Genomic DNA, 15,587 nt, shown 5'->3' on the forward strand with positions numbered 1-15,587 from the left:
CAGCGCTGTGGAGAGCTGCAAGCGCAAGCAGCTACGATTTCAGGAGCAATTCAGTTCGCCCGGCGAGACGGGGATTGCAGCGCAACCAAGGCTTCGCCCATCCAGCGGGCGATGAGCTGCTGCCGCTCGCGCGGCATGCGGGCCTGGGTGGATGCCACGCTGATCGCGGCCACCGGCTCGCCCTGGGCGTTGCGCACGGGCATGCCCACAGCCAGCACGTTGCGCGTGGCGTGGTTGCCGATGACCGACCAGCCGCGCTCCCGGGTGGTGCGCACCAGCAGGCGCATGCGCTCGGGCGTCATGCCGCCGTAATGGCCCAGCACGGCAGCATTGGCGGCAATGATGGACTCCACCTGCGCATCGGGCAGCGCTGCCAGCAGGGCCAGCCCGGCCGCCCCCACGCCCAGCGGCTGGCGCGTGCCCACCTGAATGACCAACACCTGCACTGGATGGCTGCCCACCTGGCGCGCAATGCAGTGCGACAAGGGCCCCTCGCGCACGATGGCAAAGGCGGCATCCCCGCAGGCGGCACTCACGCGCTCCAGCACAGGCTGCAGCCGCACGGCCCAGTTGGGCAAAGGGGCCGTCACCTGCCCCGCCAAGCGGGGCCCGGGCACATAGCGAAAGCGCTCGGCCTGTGCCACATACCCGGCTTCCTGCAACGTGGCCAGAAGCCGGTACACCGGGGCACGGCCCAGGCCGGTGCTACGGCACAGTTCGGCCACGCGCACCCCCTCTCCAGCCCCGGCCAGCACAGCGTCCAGCACCTGCAGGCCACGGCGTAGCGTGCGGCTGCCAGGGTCAGTGTCCACGGGGGCATCGGCATCAGGGGTCATGACAGAGAGCCTACCGCAAATGTCCGGCCAGCGGACGTTTTGACTGGCAGCCCCGACGGGCTTTGGCAAGAATTTCTTCCGTCGATGCAGCCTTTTCACCGCATGCTTTGCGTACGGAAACCGGCCGCCCCGGCGTCATCACAAAACCAGGAGACACGTTCATGACCTTCACCTCTGTGCCGCGCCGGTGCCTGCTAGGTTGCGCCGCCGCCCTCACCCTGTGCGCACCGCTTGCCACCTGGGCCCAGCAACCCTCTGTGTGGCCCACCAAGCCGGTGCGGCTGGTGGTGGGCTATGCCGCAGGGGGCGCCACCGATGTGATCGCAAGGCTGGTGGGTGTGAAGCTGGGCGAGGTGCTGGGCCAGCCCGTGGTGGTGGAAAACCGCGCCGGTGCCAACAGCAACCTGGGGGCCGAGGTGGTGGCCAAGTCGCCCGCCGATGGCTACACGCTGTATGTGTTCACCATTGCCAACACCACCAATGCCTCGCTGTACACCCGCCTGGGCTATGACCCGCAGAAGGACTTTGAACCCATTGGCCTGATTGCCAAGATCCCCAACATCCTGGTGGTGAACCCAGCCCTGCCCATCAAGAGCGTGGCGGACTACATCCGCTATGCCAAGTCGGCCAAGGACGGCATCACGTTTGCCTCTTCCGGCAATGGCTCCTCCATCCACCTGTCGGGCGAGATCTTCAAGATGCAGACGCAGACCAGCATGCTGCACATCCCCTACAAAGGCAGCGCGCCCGCCATCACCGACCTGCTGGGCGGGCAGGTGGACTCGATGTTTGACAACGCCCCGTCGGCCCTGCCGCATGTGCAGGCCGGGCGCCTGCGGGCCATTGCCATAACCAGCGCGCAGCGCTCGCCCCTGCTGCCTGATGTGCCCACGGTGGCGGAGTCGGGCTTTGCGGGGTTTGATGTGCAGTCGTGGTTTGGTCTGGCGGCCCCCACAGGCACACCGCGCAGTGTCATCACCCAGGTCAACGCAGCGCTGGGCAAGGTGCTGGCCATGCCGGATGTGCGCCAGCGGCTGCACGACATGGCTGCCACGCCCGAGCCCGGCACGCCGGAGCAGATGCGCGCCTTTGCAGTGGCCGAGACCAAACGCTGGCGCGAGGTCATCCAGCGCTCGGGCGTCAAGGCCGAATGACATTGCCCGCCCACCCCATGACAGGAGCCCGTTTGCCGTGATGTACCCCATTGACTTCTTCTGGCGCGCTGCGGAGCGCTGGCCTGACCGCATCGCCATCGACGCACCCGAGGTGCAGGTGCGCTACGACACCCTGGCCACCCACGTGGCTGCGCTGGCCGCCGCGCTGCTGCAGCGCGATCCCACCCCGCAAAGCCGCGTGGGCATCTGCGCCTGCAACAGCGTGGAGCACATTACCGCCCTGCTGGCAGTGCTGGCCTGCGGCAAGGTGTGGGTGCCCCTCAACCCCAAGAGCACCCAGCCCGAAATCCTGCGCATCGTGGAGGCCACCGAGCCCACGCTACTCATTCTGGATGCGGACTGCGCGCCGCTGCTGCAAGGCGCACGCGGCCAGCGCATTCTGACGGGTGGCACCAGCCCCGCTGCAGAGCCCACGGTAGCCCAGCTGGTGCAGCAGCACGCTGGCGCCCCCCGCCCCGTGCTGGACCTGCCCGAGAACGCCACCCAGGCCATCAAGTTCACCGGTGGCACAACCGGCCTGCCCAAGGGGGTGATGCAGCCCTACCGTGCGTGGCTGGCCAACATTGCCAACCAGATCCACGCATGGGGCTTTGATGAAAACGAGCGCTATGTGGTGGCGGCCCCCATCACGCACGGCACATCGACCTATCTGCTGCCCATCCTGGCGCAAGGGGGGTGCCATGTAGTGATCGATGGTGCGGGGGCCGAAGCGGTGCGGGCAGCCTTTCGTGAGCGTGGCGGCACGGTGTGCTTCATGCCCCCCACGCTGGTCTACATGCTGATGGCACTGCCCGGTGCCAGCCGGGCGGATTTTCCGCACCTGCGGCGGCTCATCTACGGAGGTGCGCCCATGCCGCCCGAAAAAATCCGCGAGGTGCGCGCCTTCTTCGGCCCCGTACTGGGCACCACCTACGGGCAGACCGAAGCGCCGCAAATCCTGACGGTGATGCGCCCTGAAGACTTTGAGGACGAGCGCAACTGGGCTGCCGTGGGCCGCACCACCTGGTTCAGCGAAGTGGCCATCATGGCTCCGGACGGACGCCTTCTGCCCAGCGGCGAGGTGGGTGAGGTGGTGGCGCGCGGCGACCTGCTCATGACTGGCTACTGGCGCCTGCCCGACAAGACGGCCGAGACGCTGGTCAATGGCTGGCTGCACACGGGTGACCGGGGCCTGGTGGACGAGCGCGGCTACCTGTACCTGAAGGACAGGCTCAAGGACCTGGTCATTACCGGCGGCTTCAACGTCTACCCCGTGGATGTGGAAAACGCCCTGGGGCAGCACCCGGCGGTGCACGAGTGCGCGGTGTTCGGCATACCCGACGACAAGTGGGGCGAGGCCGTGCAGGCCGCAGTGCAGCTGCGCCCCGGCGTGCAGACCACCGAGGCCGAGCTGATCGCCTTTGTGCGCGAGCGCCTGGGGCCGGTACAGACGCCCAAGCGCATCCACTTCCATGCCAGCCTGCCGCGCTCGCCGGTGGGCAAGGTGCTCAAAAGCAGCGTGCGAGAGCAGGCCCTGGCTTCATGAACCTGAAAGACACCATGACATCCGTACGCAACGACACCCCCGTGACCCGGCTGTGCACCCACAGCCTTACCAGCCTGCACTACCGCGACGCCAATCTGGTGGAAGACCTGATGGGCAAGAAGACCTTCACCGAGGTGATGCTGATGCAGATCCTGGGCCGCACGCCGCGCCCTGTAGACCTGCGCATCACAGACGTAGTGCTCATCGTGCTGATGGAGCATGGCCTCACGCCCAGCGCCATCGCCACGCGGCTCATCTACATGAGCGCACCAGAAAACCTGCAGGGCGCTGTCAGTGCGGGCCTGCTGGCCGTGGGCAGCTCCTTTGTGGGCACCATGGAAAACTGCTCACGCCTGCTCGACCGCATCCTGGCTGCGGACGACCCCGAGGTCGAAGCCCTGGCCATTGCACGCCAGTACCGCGAGAGCAAAAGCGCGATGCCCGGCTTCGGCCACCACCTGCACAAGCCGGTGGACCCACGTGCTTACAAACTGCTGGAACTGGCCCGGGCCGAGCCCGACCTGGCGGGTCGGCACATCCAGGCGCTGGAGACACTGTCACGCGCGGTAGACCAGGTGGCCGGGCGGCCCATCACCCTCAATGCCACCGGTGCCGTGGCCGCGCTGCTGGGGGAGATCGGCGTGCCCACCAACGTGATGCGCGGTTTTGCCGTGATCTCCCGCGCCGCCGGGCTGGTGGCCCATATCGTTGAAGAGCAGCAAAGCCCTTCAGGCCGATTTATCTGGGACACGGTAGAGCACGCGATTCCCTACGTGGGTCAAGCTGGTACCACAAACCCCGACTGAAACACCCTCTCCCATCTCCATCTGCGCGGCTGGGGACCCCAAGGCCGTTTACTCGGGCTCAATACCCGCGCTGCGGATCAGCTGGCCCCAGCGTGCCAGCTCGCTGCGGCTGAAGTCGGCCAATTCCTGGGGTGTGCTGCTCACGGGCTGCAGACCCAGGGAGGCCAGGCGTTCACGGAGCCCCGGGTGATTCACTGCGGCCTGCAGTTCGCGGCTGAGTCGCTCGATGATCGGAGTGGGGGTACCCGCGGGCGCATACATTGCGTACCACGCCAGCAGCTCAAAGCCCTTGATGGTGGCGGCGATCGGCGGCACATCGGGCAGACTGGCAACGGGCTGCAGGCTGCTCACACCAATGGCGCGCACCTTGCCTCCCTTGACCTGAGGCATGCCGGTGGCCATGTCGGTGAACATCATGTCCACTTGACCAGCCACCACGTCGTTGAGCGCAGGCGGGATGGTCTTGTATGGCACATGCAGCATGTCGATACCCGCCATGTGCGTGAGCATAGCGGCGGGGACCAGTGTGCCTGCACTGCCCGAGGCGTAAGTCAGCTTGCCTGGACGAGACTTGGCCAGCGTGATCAGCTCCTGCAGGTTGCGCACTGGCAGCGACGGGTTCACCACCAGCATGGCTGGCGTGTTGGCGATGCGCCCGATGGGCGCGAAATCCTTGATGGGGTCGTAGTTGAGCTTTTTCATCAGCGCCGGGTTGGCAGCCTGCGTGGTGTTGGTCGTCACAAACAAGGTGTAACCATCGGGTGCTGAGCGTGCCACCGCATCGGCACCAATGGAGCCGTTGGCGCCGACCCGGTTGTCCACCACGATGGGCTGACCTAAAGCCCGACCCAAATGGTCGCCCATCAGGCGCGCCACGATGTCGTTGCCGCTACCGGCACCGAATGGCACGATCACGCGGACGGGGCGCGCAGGCCAGGCGGCGGGTTGCGCCAGCGCCGGTAGGCCCAGGCTGGCAGGTACAGCGGCAGCGCAGGCAGCGCGCAGAAAGGTGCGGCGGGTCATGATGTTTTGTCTCCGTGATTGAAATGCGTTGAGAGGCCTTGGCCAAAGAGGGATCGCAAGGAATGCAGGCTGTTGCAGTCGCGCACTGTGTGCTAGCGCACAGGTTCCTGCCGCAGCGAATGCAGCCCGCGCAGCAGACGGTCTGCGACCACGTCCGAGTTGCGATCCAGCATGGGAAAGTGCGAGTTGCCGCGCACACCCTCAGCCGGTAGATCGCACAGGTCTACGGCCACGCCTGATGCGCGGACCGCAGCGCAGTAAGCGTCCACGGCTTCGCGGTAGCGCACCCAGATGGGATGGGCTGACAGAAAGTCGCCCCACATGCACAGGTGCGGTGGCAACGGCTGGCCAACCGACGGTACCTGCTGCGGCAATGGCGCGCCCGAGGGCTCAATCGCGGCAACAGCCGCCACATGCTGTGGCCAGCGGCGCGTGGCTTCCAGGGCGAATCCGCCCCCTTGGCTATGGCCGACCACGATGCTGCGGCCCAGCCGTTGCAGCAGCGCGCCGTACGCGGCCAGGGTGATCTCCTCGTGCCCAGCCCAACGCGGCACCCACTGGGCCGCGAAGGTATCGAAGGCCTCCTGCGGAAACTGCTGGCCTGCATGGGCCCGGCGCCGTGCTGCGGTGCTGTGGTAGCCATCGGCAGGTCCCAGGCGGAACATGTCCCAGCCTTCATTCAACGTGCGGTGCAGGGGCGCGGATTCGTAGATCTCGGGCCAGCGCGACCAGCCCGATCGGCCGCGCTCCACGGCATCGCATACGTACACGTCGAAGCCCGCATGCAGCAGCAGCTCAAGCCAGCCGGGCCGTCCGTCGGGGGTCGCGTCCCAGTTCGCGCCGGTCATGCCACCGCCGTGCCACAGCACGATTGGCACGTCGTGCGAGGGCTCGGCCTGCAGATAGGCCTGTACGTACATCTGGCCGGTGACGTAATCGCCGTTCGGGTCCACGGCCCGCAGTGGCCCGTTCTGTGCAAAGCGGCGCTGCTCCACAGGCAGGCCGTGCAAGCTGCGCAGCCCGCCGTTGACGAAGAAGCCGTGGATGCGCCGCAAGCGCAGTGGAGCGGATGACAGGGGAGAGGGTGGCATCGGTGATGAGCCCCAGGTCAGTGGCGTGCCGAGAGGCCCGCCTGATCCACCGCAAAGCAACGGATGCGCGGCTGCTCGCCCAGGTGCTGCTGTACCGAGTGGTCAACACCGTCCATGAAGCGCTCCAGGGCCTCAGCGTCCCGGTAGGGCTGGGCGCGGTAGTGCGCCTCGACCAGCACGGGGTTGCCGCGCACCATGAGCGCCTGCACCAGCAGCACCTGAATGGCCGTGGGCTGGGCCCTCAGCAGCGTGAGGCACAGGTGTTCGATGTCCTGCGCCAAGGCTTCGGCGGCCTGCGCGGGTGTGGGTTGTGCGGTGAAGATTTTGATGACTGGCATGGGTTGAATCGGCGTCCATCAGCGGGTGCATCCGGCATTGTGGGAATGGCAACCCATTTGGTAAATTGCTATTTTTTGCACCATTCATGCATGCCATCTATAAATTACCGGCTCGATGATCTGCGTGCCCTGTTGGCTTTGCATGGCAGTGGCAGTTTTGTGCGCGCGGCCGAACAGTTGCACATCACACAGCCCGCCTTCAGTCGTCGAATTGCCCAGCTCGAAGCCGCGCTGGGTGGTGCACTGGTTGAGCGCACCACGCGCAAGGTTGCCATGACAACCCTCGGGCTCGATCTGGTGCGCAACGCCGGCCCACTGCTGGAGCAGCTCGACGAGACGCTGGCCGAAACGGCCCGCTGCGCGCGAGGCGAATCCGGTCGCCTGAGCGTCGCCTGCCTGACCACCGTGGCCTATGCCCTACTGCCACCGATCATGCGAGCCTTCCAGCAGCGATACCCGCAGCTGCGTCTGCACCTGCGCGATGACACGGGTCAACGCGTCGTGCAAGCCGTGCTGCAGCGGGAGGCGGAGTTTGGTGTCGGCGTGCTGAACAACTTGCCGCCCGACATCATCAGTCAGCACTGCGCAGACGACCCTTACGTCATTGCTTTCGCGCCGGGACACCCTCTGGAGAGGATGCGGAAAGTACCGTGGCGCACGCTATCGGCACATCGCGTGGTAGCCCTGCGGTCCACCAGTGCCAACCGCCAGCAGATAGACGCGGCGCTCACGGAGGCTGGCGTGACACCCCCCTGGTTTGACGAAGTGGAACACCTGTCCTCCATGCTTGGCCTGTTGCGCGGTGGTGTCGGTATCGGCGTGCTTCCGCGCTGGGCGCTGCACTCGGCCGACGCCACAGAGTTGCGCACCCGGCCACTGGTCGAGCCTGCCATCGTGCGCCCCATCGGTTTGCTACGCCGTCGTGACGCGCTGCTCTCGCAACCCGCCCAAGTGCTATGGCAACTTTTGCAGGTGCAGTTGGCGCCTGGTGCCCCCGCTAAAACCCAGTCTGCCCTGACTACGGCTCAGTCGGCAGGCAATGGGTTGCTGCCGCTGCAGCGGCGGGCAAGCCGCACTCGTCAGGCTACTTCATCGAGGGCACAGCGGAAAACGCCATAACCCCAAAACAACGGACACGCGCTTGGCGTCGTTTCCCGTTGTGTCGTAAGCCTTGTGCGGCCACCAAAGCAACGCCAAGGGGTTGTTTTTGCCACGCACACCAGCCCGTCTGCGTTACTGCATATGCGCCAGCCGAGCAACGCCCTCACGGGCTCCATCCTCGAACTGGAAAGCAGACACGGCACGTGTCAGCCTTTGCGCCTGCTCGTTGAGGCTGCCTGCCGCTGCGGCAGACTCTTCGACCAGCGCAGAGTTCTGCTGCGTCATCTGGTCCAGCTGGTTGATGGCCACATTGATCTGTGCGATGCCTTGGCTCTGCTCCCGTGTGGCCACGCTGATTTCGTTGACGATGTCGCGCACCTTCTGGATGCTGTCGACGATCTGCGCCACGGTGGCCCCGGCTTCCTTGACCTGGGTGGAGCCCGTGCCCACCTCGCCCACGCTGGCGTCGATGAGTGTCTTGATCTCCTTGGCAGCAGAGGCCGAGCGCTGGGCCAGCGCACGCACCTCGCTGGCGACCACGGCAAAGCCCCGGCCCTGCTCACCCGCACGCGCGGCCTCCACGGCGGCATTCAGGGCCAGGATGTTGGTCTGGAAGGCGATGCCATCGATCACGCCAATGATGTCGGCAATGCGGCCCGAAGAGGAGTGAATGCGGTCCATGGTCTGCACCACGGTGCCCATGAGTTGGCCACCGCGCTGGGCCACATCCACCGCCGTCAGCGCCAGCTGGCTGGCCTGCGTGGCTGCGTCGGCACTTTGCTGCACGGTGCTGGTCAGTTCCTCCATGGCGCTGGCGGTTTCCTCCAGGCTGCCTGCGGTGCTTTCGGTGCGGGCGCTCAGATCCATGTTGCCTGCGGCAATTTCCTGGCTGGCGGTGTGCACACCATCCACCACACCGCGCACTTCCAGCAAGGTGTTCCGCAGTGCTGCACGCATGCGGTCCAAGGCCTGCAACAGGGCACCGGTCTCATCCCGGCTGTAGCCCGCCTGGGGGCGGCCCCGCAGATCCATCGACCCGATCTCCACGGCAATAGCGTGCGAACGGCGCACCGGCCCAACGATACTGCGTGACAGCAGCCACGCGAGCACGGCACCCAGCACCAGCCCCACCCCGGCGCTGATCGACAGCAGCCACAGGGTGCGTGAGCGCAAGGCCAGCACCTGGGCGCCGCGTGCATCCAGCTGCTGGCGCTGCAGGTTCACCACCTTCTGCACAGCTTCCTGATACGCACGCGCGGCAGGATCGAACTTTTCGTCAAACAGCCGGGCCGCAGCCGCTTCGTCACCCGCGTCCTTGAGCTTGGTCACTTCGTCACGCACCGTCTGGTAGGTCTTGCGGCGGGTGTTGACTTCCTCCAGCGCAGCACGATCGCCCGATGAGGTGAGCTGTTCGTCGATCAGCTTCTGAAATTCTCCGGTCACCCGCACGCTCTGCGCATTCGCTTCGGCAAAGTAGGCCTTCAGGCTGGGGTCCTGGCTCTTGGAGATGGCCGCGCGCCGCTGCACGGCGGCGTTGAGGTTCATGCTCCAGTCCACCGCCAGGCGCTCTGTGCGGGTGTTGCGCTCCAGCATCACTTCCACCTCCTGGCCGAGCTGCTGCAACATGGCAATGGCCAGTGCACTGGTGATAACCAGCAGGGCCAGGATGGCTCCCAGCACCAGCGCAAGCCGCTTTCCAATCGAGAGGTTGTTCATGCTTCGTGTCCTTCGGTACGGATGGGGCCGCATTCCAACTCGATGGGAAGACCTGCGCTTATTGCAAAAGATAGCTCTGAATCACAACGCAAAAAGACCGTGCAGCCCCACCAGTTACTGCACGGTTGGATGGTTATACAGACCTGCGCCTGTAGATGCCAGCGTTAAAACGTGTGCATCACCCCTGCAGAAACACCCGTGGCATTCGTCTTGTTGGCGGCCCCTTGGTATCCACGGCGCCACTGGGTCCGATCCAGCTCGGCATAGAGCTTGGTACGGCGCGAGAGCTTGTACTCGGCAAAGCCTACCCAGCGGCCGTAGCCGTCGTCTGCAAGGCCGGTACGGCTGCGATCCACCTTGTAGTAGCTGGCCACCAGGTCCACCTGGCTGGTGGCAGCCCATGTGGCACCTGCAGACAGCACGCGCTGCACAGTGAATTTGCCGGCAGCCGTCTCAGCCTTGCTTCGGCCCACATTGGCCGACAGGCGCCACGCACCCCACTGGTACGCAGCGCCGAGTGATGTGGCGTCCAGATCGCGGCGGTTCGCGTCCTTGAAGGTCTGGTAGGCACCGGAGACCGCCAGCCCGTCTGCGCCGTAGCCCAATCCCAGGCCACGAGAAGCCAGCGCAGAGCTGCTGCCTGCGACTTCGCCCATACCCAGCATGGCGCGGCCCGTCCAGGCACCCCAGCGGGCGGTGTACTTGATGGAATTGTCCAGGCGGTAGGAGCCGCTGTTGCTGCCCGCGCTGCCGTACTCGATGCCCAGCCCGTGCTGGCTCAGCGCCGTGACGCCGATGTTGGGGTTGAAGCTGGCAAAGCGCATGCCCAGAGGGTCTACGGGTGAGATGGCGTCGGCCAGCAGCGTCGTCTGGCGGCCCAGCGCCACGGTGCCCCAACCCGACTGCAAGCCCACCCAGGAGGCGCGGTCAAAAAACTTGCTGCTGTTGGCGGGCGCGCCCACGTCGGCATTGAGACCGCTTTCCAGGTTGAAGACAGCAGCCATGCCACCGCCCAGGTCTTCCGTGCCGCGAAAGCCCCAGCGGCTGGTGGTGTTGATGCCGCTGCCCACACTGTCCGTAGAGGCGGCTGCGGGGGCATGCGCCGCAGTGAGCCCGGTGGCATGGCGCACCCCCAGGTCCATGATGCCGTAAATCGTCACATTGCTGGTCTGCGCCATGGCACAGGTGCCCACCAGGGCAAGGCAGGCTGCTACTGTCTTTTTCATGAAGTCTCCTCGTTGTGAATCGTTGGTGCGCAGGGTGCGCGTGGCTTGGGATATCAGTCGGGTGTGAGCTGGGCCTTCTGCACCACACCGCGCCACTTGGTCAGCTCTTTGCTCACGGTCTGGGCCAGCACCTCGGGGGTACTGCCCTCCACCTGCGCGCCATGGTCTTCAATGCGCTTGGCCACGTCCTTGTCGGCCAGCGATGCCAGCAAAGCCTTGTTGAGCTGGTCGACCAGCGGCTTGGGCGTGCCCGCCGGTGCAAACAGGGCATACCACTGGTTGATGTCCACACCCTTGACACCCAGTTCCTCCAGCGTGGGAACCTGGGGCAGCAGCGGTGAACGTTTGGTACCTGCGACGGCCATGGCGCGCAACTTGCCAGACTTGACGTAGGGATAGGCTGCAAACAGGCTGGGGAACATCACCTGGGTCTGGCCGGCCATGGTGTCTGTCATGGCTGGGGCCGATCCGCGGTAGGGCACGTGGGCCAGCTTGGCTCCACTCTCCAGCTTGAACATCTCTGCAGAAAAGTGCGGGGCTGTACCGTTGCCTGCCGAGGCGTAGTTGTATTTGTCAGGAGCAGACTGCGACAGCCGGATCAGCTCAGCCACCGACTTGGCGGGCACCTGGGGGTTCATCACCATCAGGGTGGGCGATGTGCACACCATTCCAATCGGCTCAAAGCTCTTGATGGGGTCATAGCGCAGCTTTTGCAGCGCAGGGTTCATGCCATGCGTTGCGATGTAGCCGAACAGGATGGTGTAGCCATCAGGCGTGGCGCGGGCCACAAACTCTGACGCAATGGAACCATTGGCCCCGGCCTTGTTGTCCACAATGACCTGCTGCCCCAGCAGGGTGCTCATCTTCTGCGCCACCACGCGGGCAATGGCATCGTTGCCGCCACCGGCTGCGGTGGGCACCACCAGGGTGATCGTCTTTTCAGGGTAGGCAGCCAGCGCCGGACTGCTCCAGCCCATGCCCACCGTGGCTGCTGCTGCGAGCAGCGCCCCCATGGCGCGGCGGCGGCCAGCAGATTGCACTGCGACAGATGCGGCATGGCGAGTGCGGTGGAAAGGGATAGCTTGCATGTTTGTCTCCTGGTTGGAAATGCGGGCTCGCACGACGGGCGGCTTCCGCTCAAGGCAATGCGAAGCCATGCTTCGCGAAGGTGTGGACTGGCTCAGTGCGCCAGCAAGGCGCTGTCGGGTACGTACAAGGTGCCCTGCAAAATCTTTCGCGCTGTGCGGACCAGCGCGGCTTGCACCAGCGTGCACTGCCCCCCTTCCATGGCCAGCTCCACATCGACATGGATGCGTCCGGCGGGGTGCTGCACTTCCACCCGCTGCACACCGGCAACAGGTTGGGAACGAGGATCGGATGCCACCGTGCCGGGCAGCACCATGGCGGCAGCCACACCAATGGCTCCTGTGACCGCGTGCGACCGATGGCAGCGATGAGGCGTGAAATAGCGGGAAACAATGCTGCCCAGCTCTGCACCGGGGGAGACGATGACGGGCTTGGGCAGCACGCTCTGGGACACATCACCCATGCCCATGCGGTGCCCGGCCTCACGGCGTACGGACTCCAGCCGCTGCAGCAAGTCGGCATTGGCATCCAGCTGCGCAGGGGTTTCGGTGCCCTGCAAGCCCAGGTCAGCAGCGCGCACCAGCACCATCACCTGGGCGGCATCAATACAGGTCACCTGCAGCCCCTGGATGGTGTCAATGCGTTGCCCAGTCGGGAAGATCTGACCGGTTACCGCTCCCCACGCATCCAGGAAATTCATCAGCACCGGCGCTGCAGTGCCCTGCACGCCATCGATCTGTACATCGCCTTCGTAGCGCACATGGCCACCCGCTGTGCAAACCTGAACGTCAATGCGGGAGCCCGTATTGACGTTGAAAACGCGGACCTTGGTGGTAGGCCCTTCAGAGGCATTCACCAGCCCTTGCTCTATGGCAAATGGTCCCACCCCTGCGAGCATGTTGCCGCAGTTGGGTTTGGTGTCCACACGCGCTTCCTCCACACTGACCTGTGCAAACAGATAGTCCACATCACAGTCGGCATGCACTGAGCGCGACACGATGGCCACCTTGCTGGTCAGCGAGTTGCCGCCGCCCAGCCCGTCGATCTGCAACTCATGGGGCGAACCGAGGGCTGCAATCAGGGTCTTGTCGCGGGCTGCGGCGTCTTTGGGCAGCCAGTCCGCCAGGAAGAACGGCCCGCGGGAGGTGCCGCCACGCATCAGAACACAGGGAAGGGTGAAGCTCATGGACCGTGATGGTGCTGCCCCCGGTTCATTCTGTGAATTGCATTGTTGGCAATGATTGATGCACTGAACAAAATAATAAAATCTGCTTTAACAAACACCTTATCCTTTATGAATTGCAATTTTCAGAACATTTGATGCATTCAACGCATCAAATTGCTGATGCAGTACAAGGCCCATACATGAACAACAAATTCGATCTCGCTGATATCCAGGCCTTTGCCGCAGTGGCAGAACTGCAGAGCTTCCGTGCGGCGGCAGAGGCCATCCATCTGTCGCAACCCGCGTTCAGCCGCCGTATAGACAAGCTGGAGGAAGCGCTGGGAGTGCGGCTGCTGGACCGCACGACGCGCAAAGTCACGCTCACTGCCGTGGGGCGCGACTTTGCACGCAAGACCCGCGCATGGCTGGACGACCTGGATGGCATGCTGATGGGCCTAGGCGATGTGGCGGCACGCCGCATGGGTGAAGTGACCATCGCCTGCGTGCCCTCTGCCGTGTATTACTTCCTGCCGCAGGTGGTCAAGCGCTACCACGAGCGGTTTCCCAAGATCCGCGTCAAAGTGCATGACGCCAGCGCCAACGAGGTGCTGGTGGCCGTGGCGCAGGGCGACGCGGACTTTGGCCTCAACTTCATTGGCAGCCAGGAGGCTGAGATCGAATTCAAGCCTGTGCTGGCAGAGCGCTTTGTGGCCGCATGCCGAAGAGACCATGTACTGGCCCGGCGCAAGAAGGTGAGCTGGGCGGAGCTGGGTCAGCACGACTTCATGTCGGTCGGCAAGACCTCGGGCAACCGTCTGCTGATGGACCTGGCGCTGGCCAACGTGCCCGACCGGCCCCAGTGCCTGTACGAAGCCAAACACGTGACCACGCTGCTGGGACTGGTGGAGGCCGGGCTGGGTGTGGCCGCAGTGCCCAGCCTTGCCATGCCCGGCAAGGACCACCCCACGCTGGTCAGCGTTCCGCTGGTGGAGCCGGTCGTCACCCGGCAAATGGGGTTGATCAAGCGCAGAGGCAAAACCCTTTCGCCCGCTGCGCAACAGCTGTATGACCTGCTGGTGGCTACGCGTTCTGCGCGTCCGCGGAAGGCCGCCGGGGCATAAAAAATACAATTGGGGTAATGACTGCCCATACCAAACATCGCGTTGTCGTAGGCCTTTCCGGCGGAGTGGACTCCGCCGTCACTGCCTACCTGCTCAAGCAACAAGGCCACGAAGTGGTCGGCATCTTCATGAAGAACTGGGAAGATGACGACGACAGCGAGTACTGCTCGTCCAACATCGACTTTGTGGACGCGGCCGCCGTGGCCGATGTGATTGGCATCGAAATCGAGCATGTCAACTTCGCGGCTGACTACAAAGACCGGGTGTTTGCCGAGTTTCTGCGCGAATACCAGGCCGGGCGCACGCCCAACCCCGATGTGCTGTGCAATGCCGAGATCAAATTCAAGGCCTTTTTGGACCACGCCATGCGCCTGGGGGCCGAGAAGATTGCCACGGGCCACTATGCCCGCGTGCGCCACAACCCGGCCACAGGGCTGCACGAGCTGCTCAAGGGCCTGGACCCGAGCAAGGACCAGAGCTACTTTTTGCACCGCCTGAACCAGACGCAGTTGGCCAAGACCATGTTCCCCGTGGGCGAGCTGCACAAGACCGAGGTGCGTCGCATTGCCGAAGAAATTGGCCTGCCCAACGCCAAGAAAAAGGATTCGACCGGCATCTGCTTCATTGGCGAGCGGCCCTTCCGCGAGTTTTTGAACCGCTACATCAGCCACGCCCCCGGCCCCATCCTGGACGACCGAGGGCGCAAGCTGGGCCAGCATGTGGGCCTGAGCTTTTACACCCTGGGCCAACGCCAGGGCCTGGGCATTGGCGGTGTGAAAGAAAAAGGAGCCCAGCGCGGCGGCGGCGCGCACGAGCCCTGGTTTGTGGCCCGCAAAGACCTGGAGAAGAACACCCTGCGCGTGGTGCAGGGGCACGATCACCCCTGGCTGCTGTCACATCGGCTGGTAGCGCAGGACGTGAGCTGGTGCGCAGGCCACGCCCCCGCACCCGGCGCCTATGCCGCCAAAACCCGTTACCGCCAGCAGGATGTAGCCTGCAGCCTGACCGCCGCCCCCGAGGGCTTTGCCCTGGACTTTGTCGATGCGCAATGGGCGGTGACGCCGGGCCAGAGCGCGGTGCTGTATGACGGGGACGTGTGTTTGGGGGGGGGAGTGATCAATGCGGTGGAGCGCCCGGTGGAGGCCGCTCGCTGAGGGGGTGGCCCGCTGCGTACCCTGGCTTCGATGGGCTCAGCCTGAACGGGTAGGGGTGGTGCCAGGAGCTCCCTGCCCGCATTCCCCCACACGTATTTCCATCCCCGTATTTCCCGCCCTGTACTCCCCCACCCGTTCACGCTGAGCTTGTCGAAGCGCTGCGCAGAACATCAAATATGGCTCTAAGCATCGTGCAATAAGCGCAAACAGCTATTGTTTTAGGA

14 protein-coding genes are annotated in these 15,587 nt (G+C 64.7%); 6 read left to right on the plus strand and 8 right to left on the minus strand.

What is annotated here, in order from left to right:
* Positions 1 to 50: 50 nt before the first annotated feature.
* Positions 51 to 836, minus strand: coding sequence for an IclR family transcriptional regulator C-terminal domain-containing protein (locus AACH87_RS20935; protein WP_338796495.1), 786 nt, complete (start codon positions 834 to 836; stop codon positions 51 to 53).
* 161 nt (positions 837 to 997) lie between these two features.
* On the opposite strand from AACH87_RS20935, the gene AACH87_RS20940 reads away from it, so the two are divergent.
* From AACH87_RS20940 to AACH87_RS20950, 3 genes are read left to right on the plus strand one after another with little or no spacing between them, the layout of a single operon-like run.
* Positions 998 to 1,990 (plus strand): tripartite tricarboxylate transporter substrate binding protein, encoded by a 993-nt coding sequence (locus AACH87_RS20940; RefSeq protein WP_338796496.1) that lies wholly within the window; start codon positions 998 to 1,000, stop codon positions 1,988 to 1,990.
* A gap of 40 nt (positions 1,991 to 2,030) precedes the next feature.
* A complete protein-coding gene (locus AACH87_RS20945; protein WP_338799043.1) occupies positions 2,031 to 3,536 on the plus strand; it encodes an AMP-binding protein in 1,506 nt (501 codons plus the stop codon).
* Between the two features lie 14 nt (positions 3,537 to 3,550).
* Positions 3,551 to 4,342 carry a citryl-CoA lyase gene (locus AACH87_RS20950; RefSeq protein ID WP_338796497.1) on the plus strand — a complete coding sequence of 264 codons (792 nt, stop codon included), beginning with the start codon at positions 3,551 to 3,553 and terminating at the stop codon, positions 4,340 to 4,342.
* A gap of 48 nt (positions 4,343 to 4,390) precedes the next feature.
* Here the strand turns inward: AACH87_RS20950 and AACH87_RS20955 are convergent, their stop codons facing one another.
* The 3 genes from AACH87_RS20955 to AACH87_RS20965 form a co-directional block, all read right to left on the minus strand.
* The gene (locus tag AACH87_RS20955; protein WP_338796498.1) at positions 4,391 to 5,365 is read right to left on the minus strand and encodes a tripartite tricarboxylate transporter substrate binding protein; all 975 of its coding nucleotides are present in this window, start codon (positions 5,363 to 5,365) and stop codon (positions 4,391 to 4,393) included.
* A 92-nt stretch (positions 5,366 to 5,457) separates the two neighbouring features.
* On the minus strand, positions 5,458 to 6,456 hold the full coding sequence (locus tag AACH87_RS20960) for an alpha/beta fold hydrolase (RefSeq protein WP_338796499.1): 999 nt from the start codon (positions 6,454 to 6,456) through the stop codon (positions 5,458 to 5,460).
* Positions 6,457 to 6,473: 17 nt separating this feature from the next.
* Positions 6,474 to 6,794 carry a hypothetical protein gene (locus AACH87_RS20965; RefSeq protein ID WP_338796500.1) on the minus strand — a complete coding sequence of 107 codons (321 nt, stop codon included), beginning with the start codon at positions 6,792 to 6,794 and terminating at the stop codon, positions 6,474 to 6,476.
* Positions 6,795 to 6,884: 90 nt separating this feature from the next.
* Here AACH87_RS20965 and AACH87_RS20970 point away from each other — a divergent pair, with 90 nt between their 5' ends.
* Positions 6,885 to 7,913, plus strand: a complete 1,029-nt coding sequence (locus AACH87_RS20970; protein ID WP_338796501.1) for a LysR family transcriptional regulator — start codon at positions 6,885 to 6,887, stop codon at positions 7,911 to 7,913.
* Positions 7,914 to 8,027: 114 nt separating this feature from the next.
* Here the strand turns inward: AACH87_RS20970 and AACH87_RS20975 are convergent, their stop codons facing one another.
* The 4 genes from AACH87_RS20975 to AACH87_RS20990 form a co-directional block, all read right to left on the minus strand.
* The gene (locus AACH87_RS20975; protein ID WP_338796502.1) at positions 8,028 to 9,611 is read right to left on the minus strand and encodes a methyl-accepting chemotaxis protein; all 1,584 of its coding nucleotides are present in this window, start codon (positions 9,609 to 9,611) and stop codon (positions 8,028 to 8,030) included.
* Positions 9,612 to 9,775: 164 nt separating this feature from the next.
* The gene (locus AACH87_RS20980) at positions 9,776 to 10,837 is read right to left on the minus strand and encodes a porin (RefSeq protein ID WP_338796503.1); all 1,062 of its coding nucleotides are present in this window, start codon (positions 10,835 to 10,837) and stop codon (positions 9,776 to 9,778) included.
* A 53-nt stretch (positions 10,838 to 10,890) separates the two neighbouring features.
* Positions 10,891 to 11,850 carry a tripartite tricarboxylate transporter substrate binding protein gene (locus AACH87_RS20985; RefSeq protein WP_338799044.1) on the minus strand — a complete coding sequence of 320 codons (960 nt, stop codon included), beginning with the start codon at positions 11,848 to 11,850 and terminating at the stop codon, positions 10,891 to 10,893.
* 167 nt (positions 11,851 to 12,017) lie between these two features.
* Entirely contained in the window at positions 12,018 to 13,109 is a 1,092-nt protein-coding gene (locus AACH87_RS20990; protein WP_338796504.1) for a 4-oxalomesaconate tautomerase, read from the minus strand.
* Between the two features lie 179 nt (positions 13,110 to 13,288).
* On the opposite strand from AACH87_RS20990, the gene AACH87_RS20995 reads away from it, so the two are divergent.
* Both AACH87_RS20995 and mnmA read left to right on the plus strand, forming a co-directional pair.
* A complete protein-coding gene (locus AACH87_RS20995) occupies positions 13,289 to 14,209 on the plus strand; it encodes a LysR family transcriptional regulator (RefSeq protein ID WP_338796505.1) in 921 nt (306 codons plus the stop codon).
* A 17-nt stretch (positions 14,210 to 14,226) separates the two neighbouring features.
* Positions 14,227 to 15,363 carry a tRNA 2-thiouridine(34) synthase MnmA gene (gene mnmA, locus AACH87_RS21000; RefSeq protein WP_338796506.1) on the plus strand — a complete coding sequence of 379 codons (1,137 nt, stop codon included), beginning with the start codon at positions 14,227 to 14,229 and terminating at the stop codon, positions 15,361 to 15,363.
* The last annotated feature ends 224 nt before the right edge of the window (positions 15,364 to 15,587 follow it).

This window comes from Acidovorax sp. DW039 (genome assembly GCF_037101375.1).
GTDB lineage: Bacteria > Pseudomonadota > Gammaproteobacteria > Burkholderiales > Burkholderiaceae_C > Acidovorax.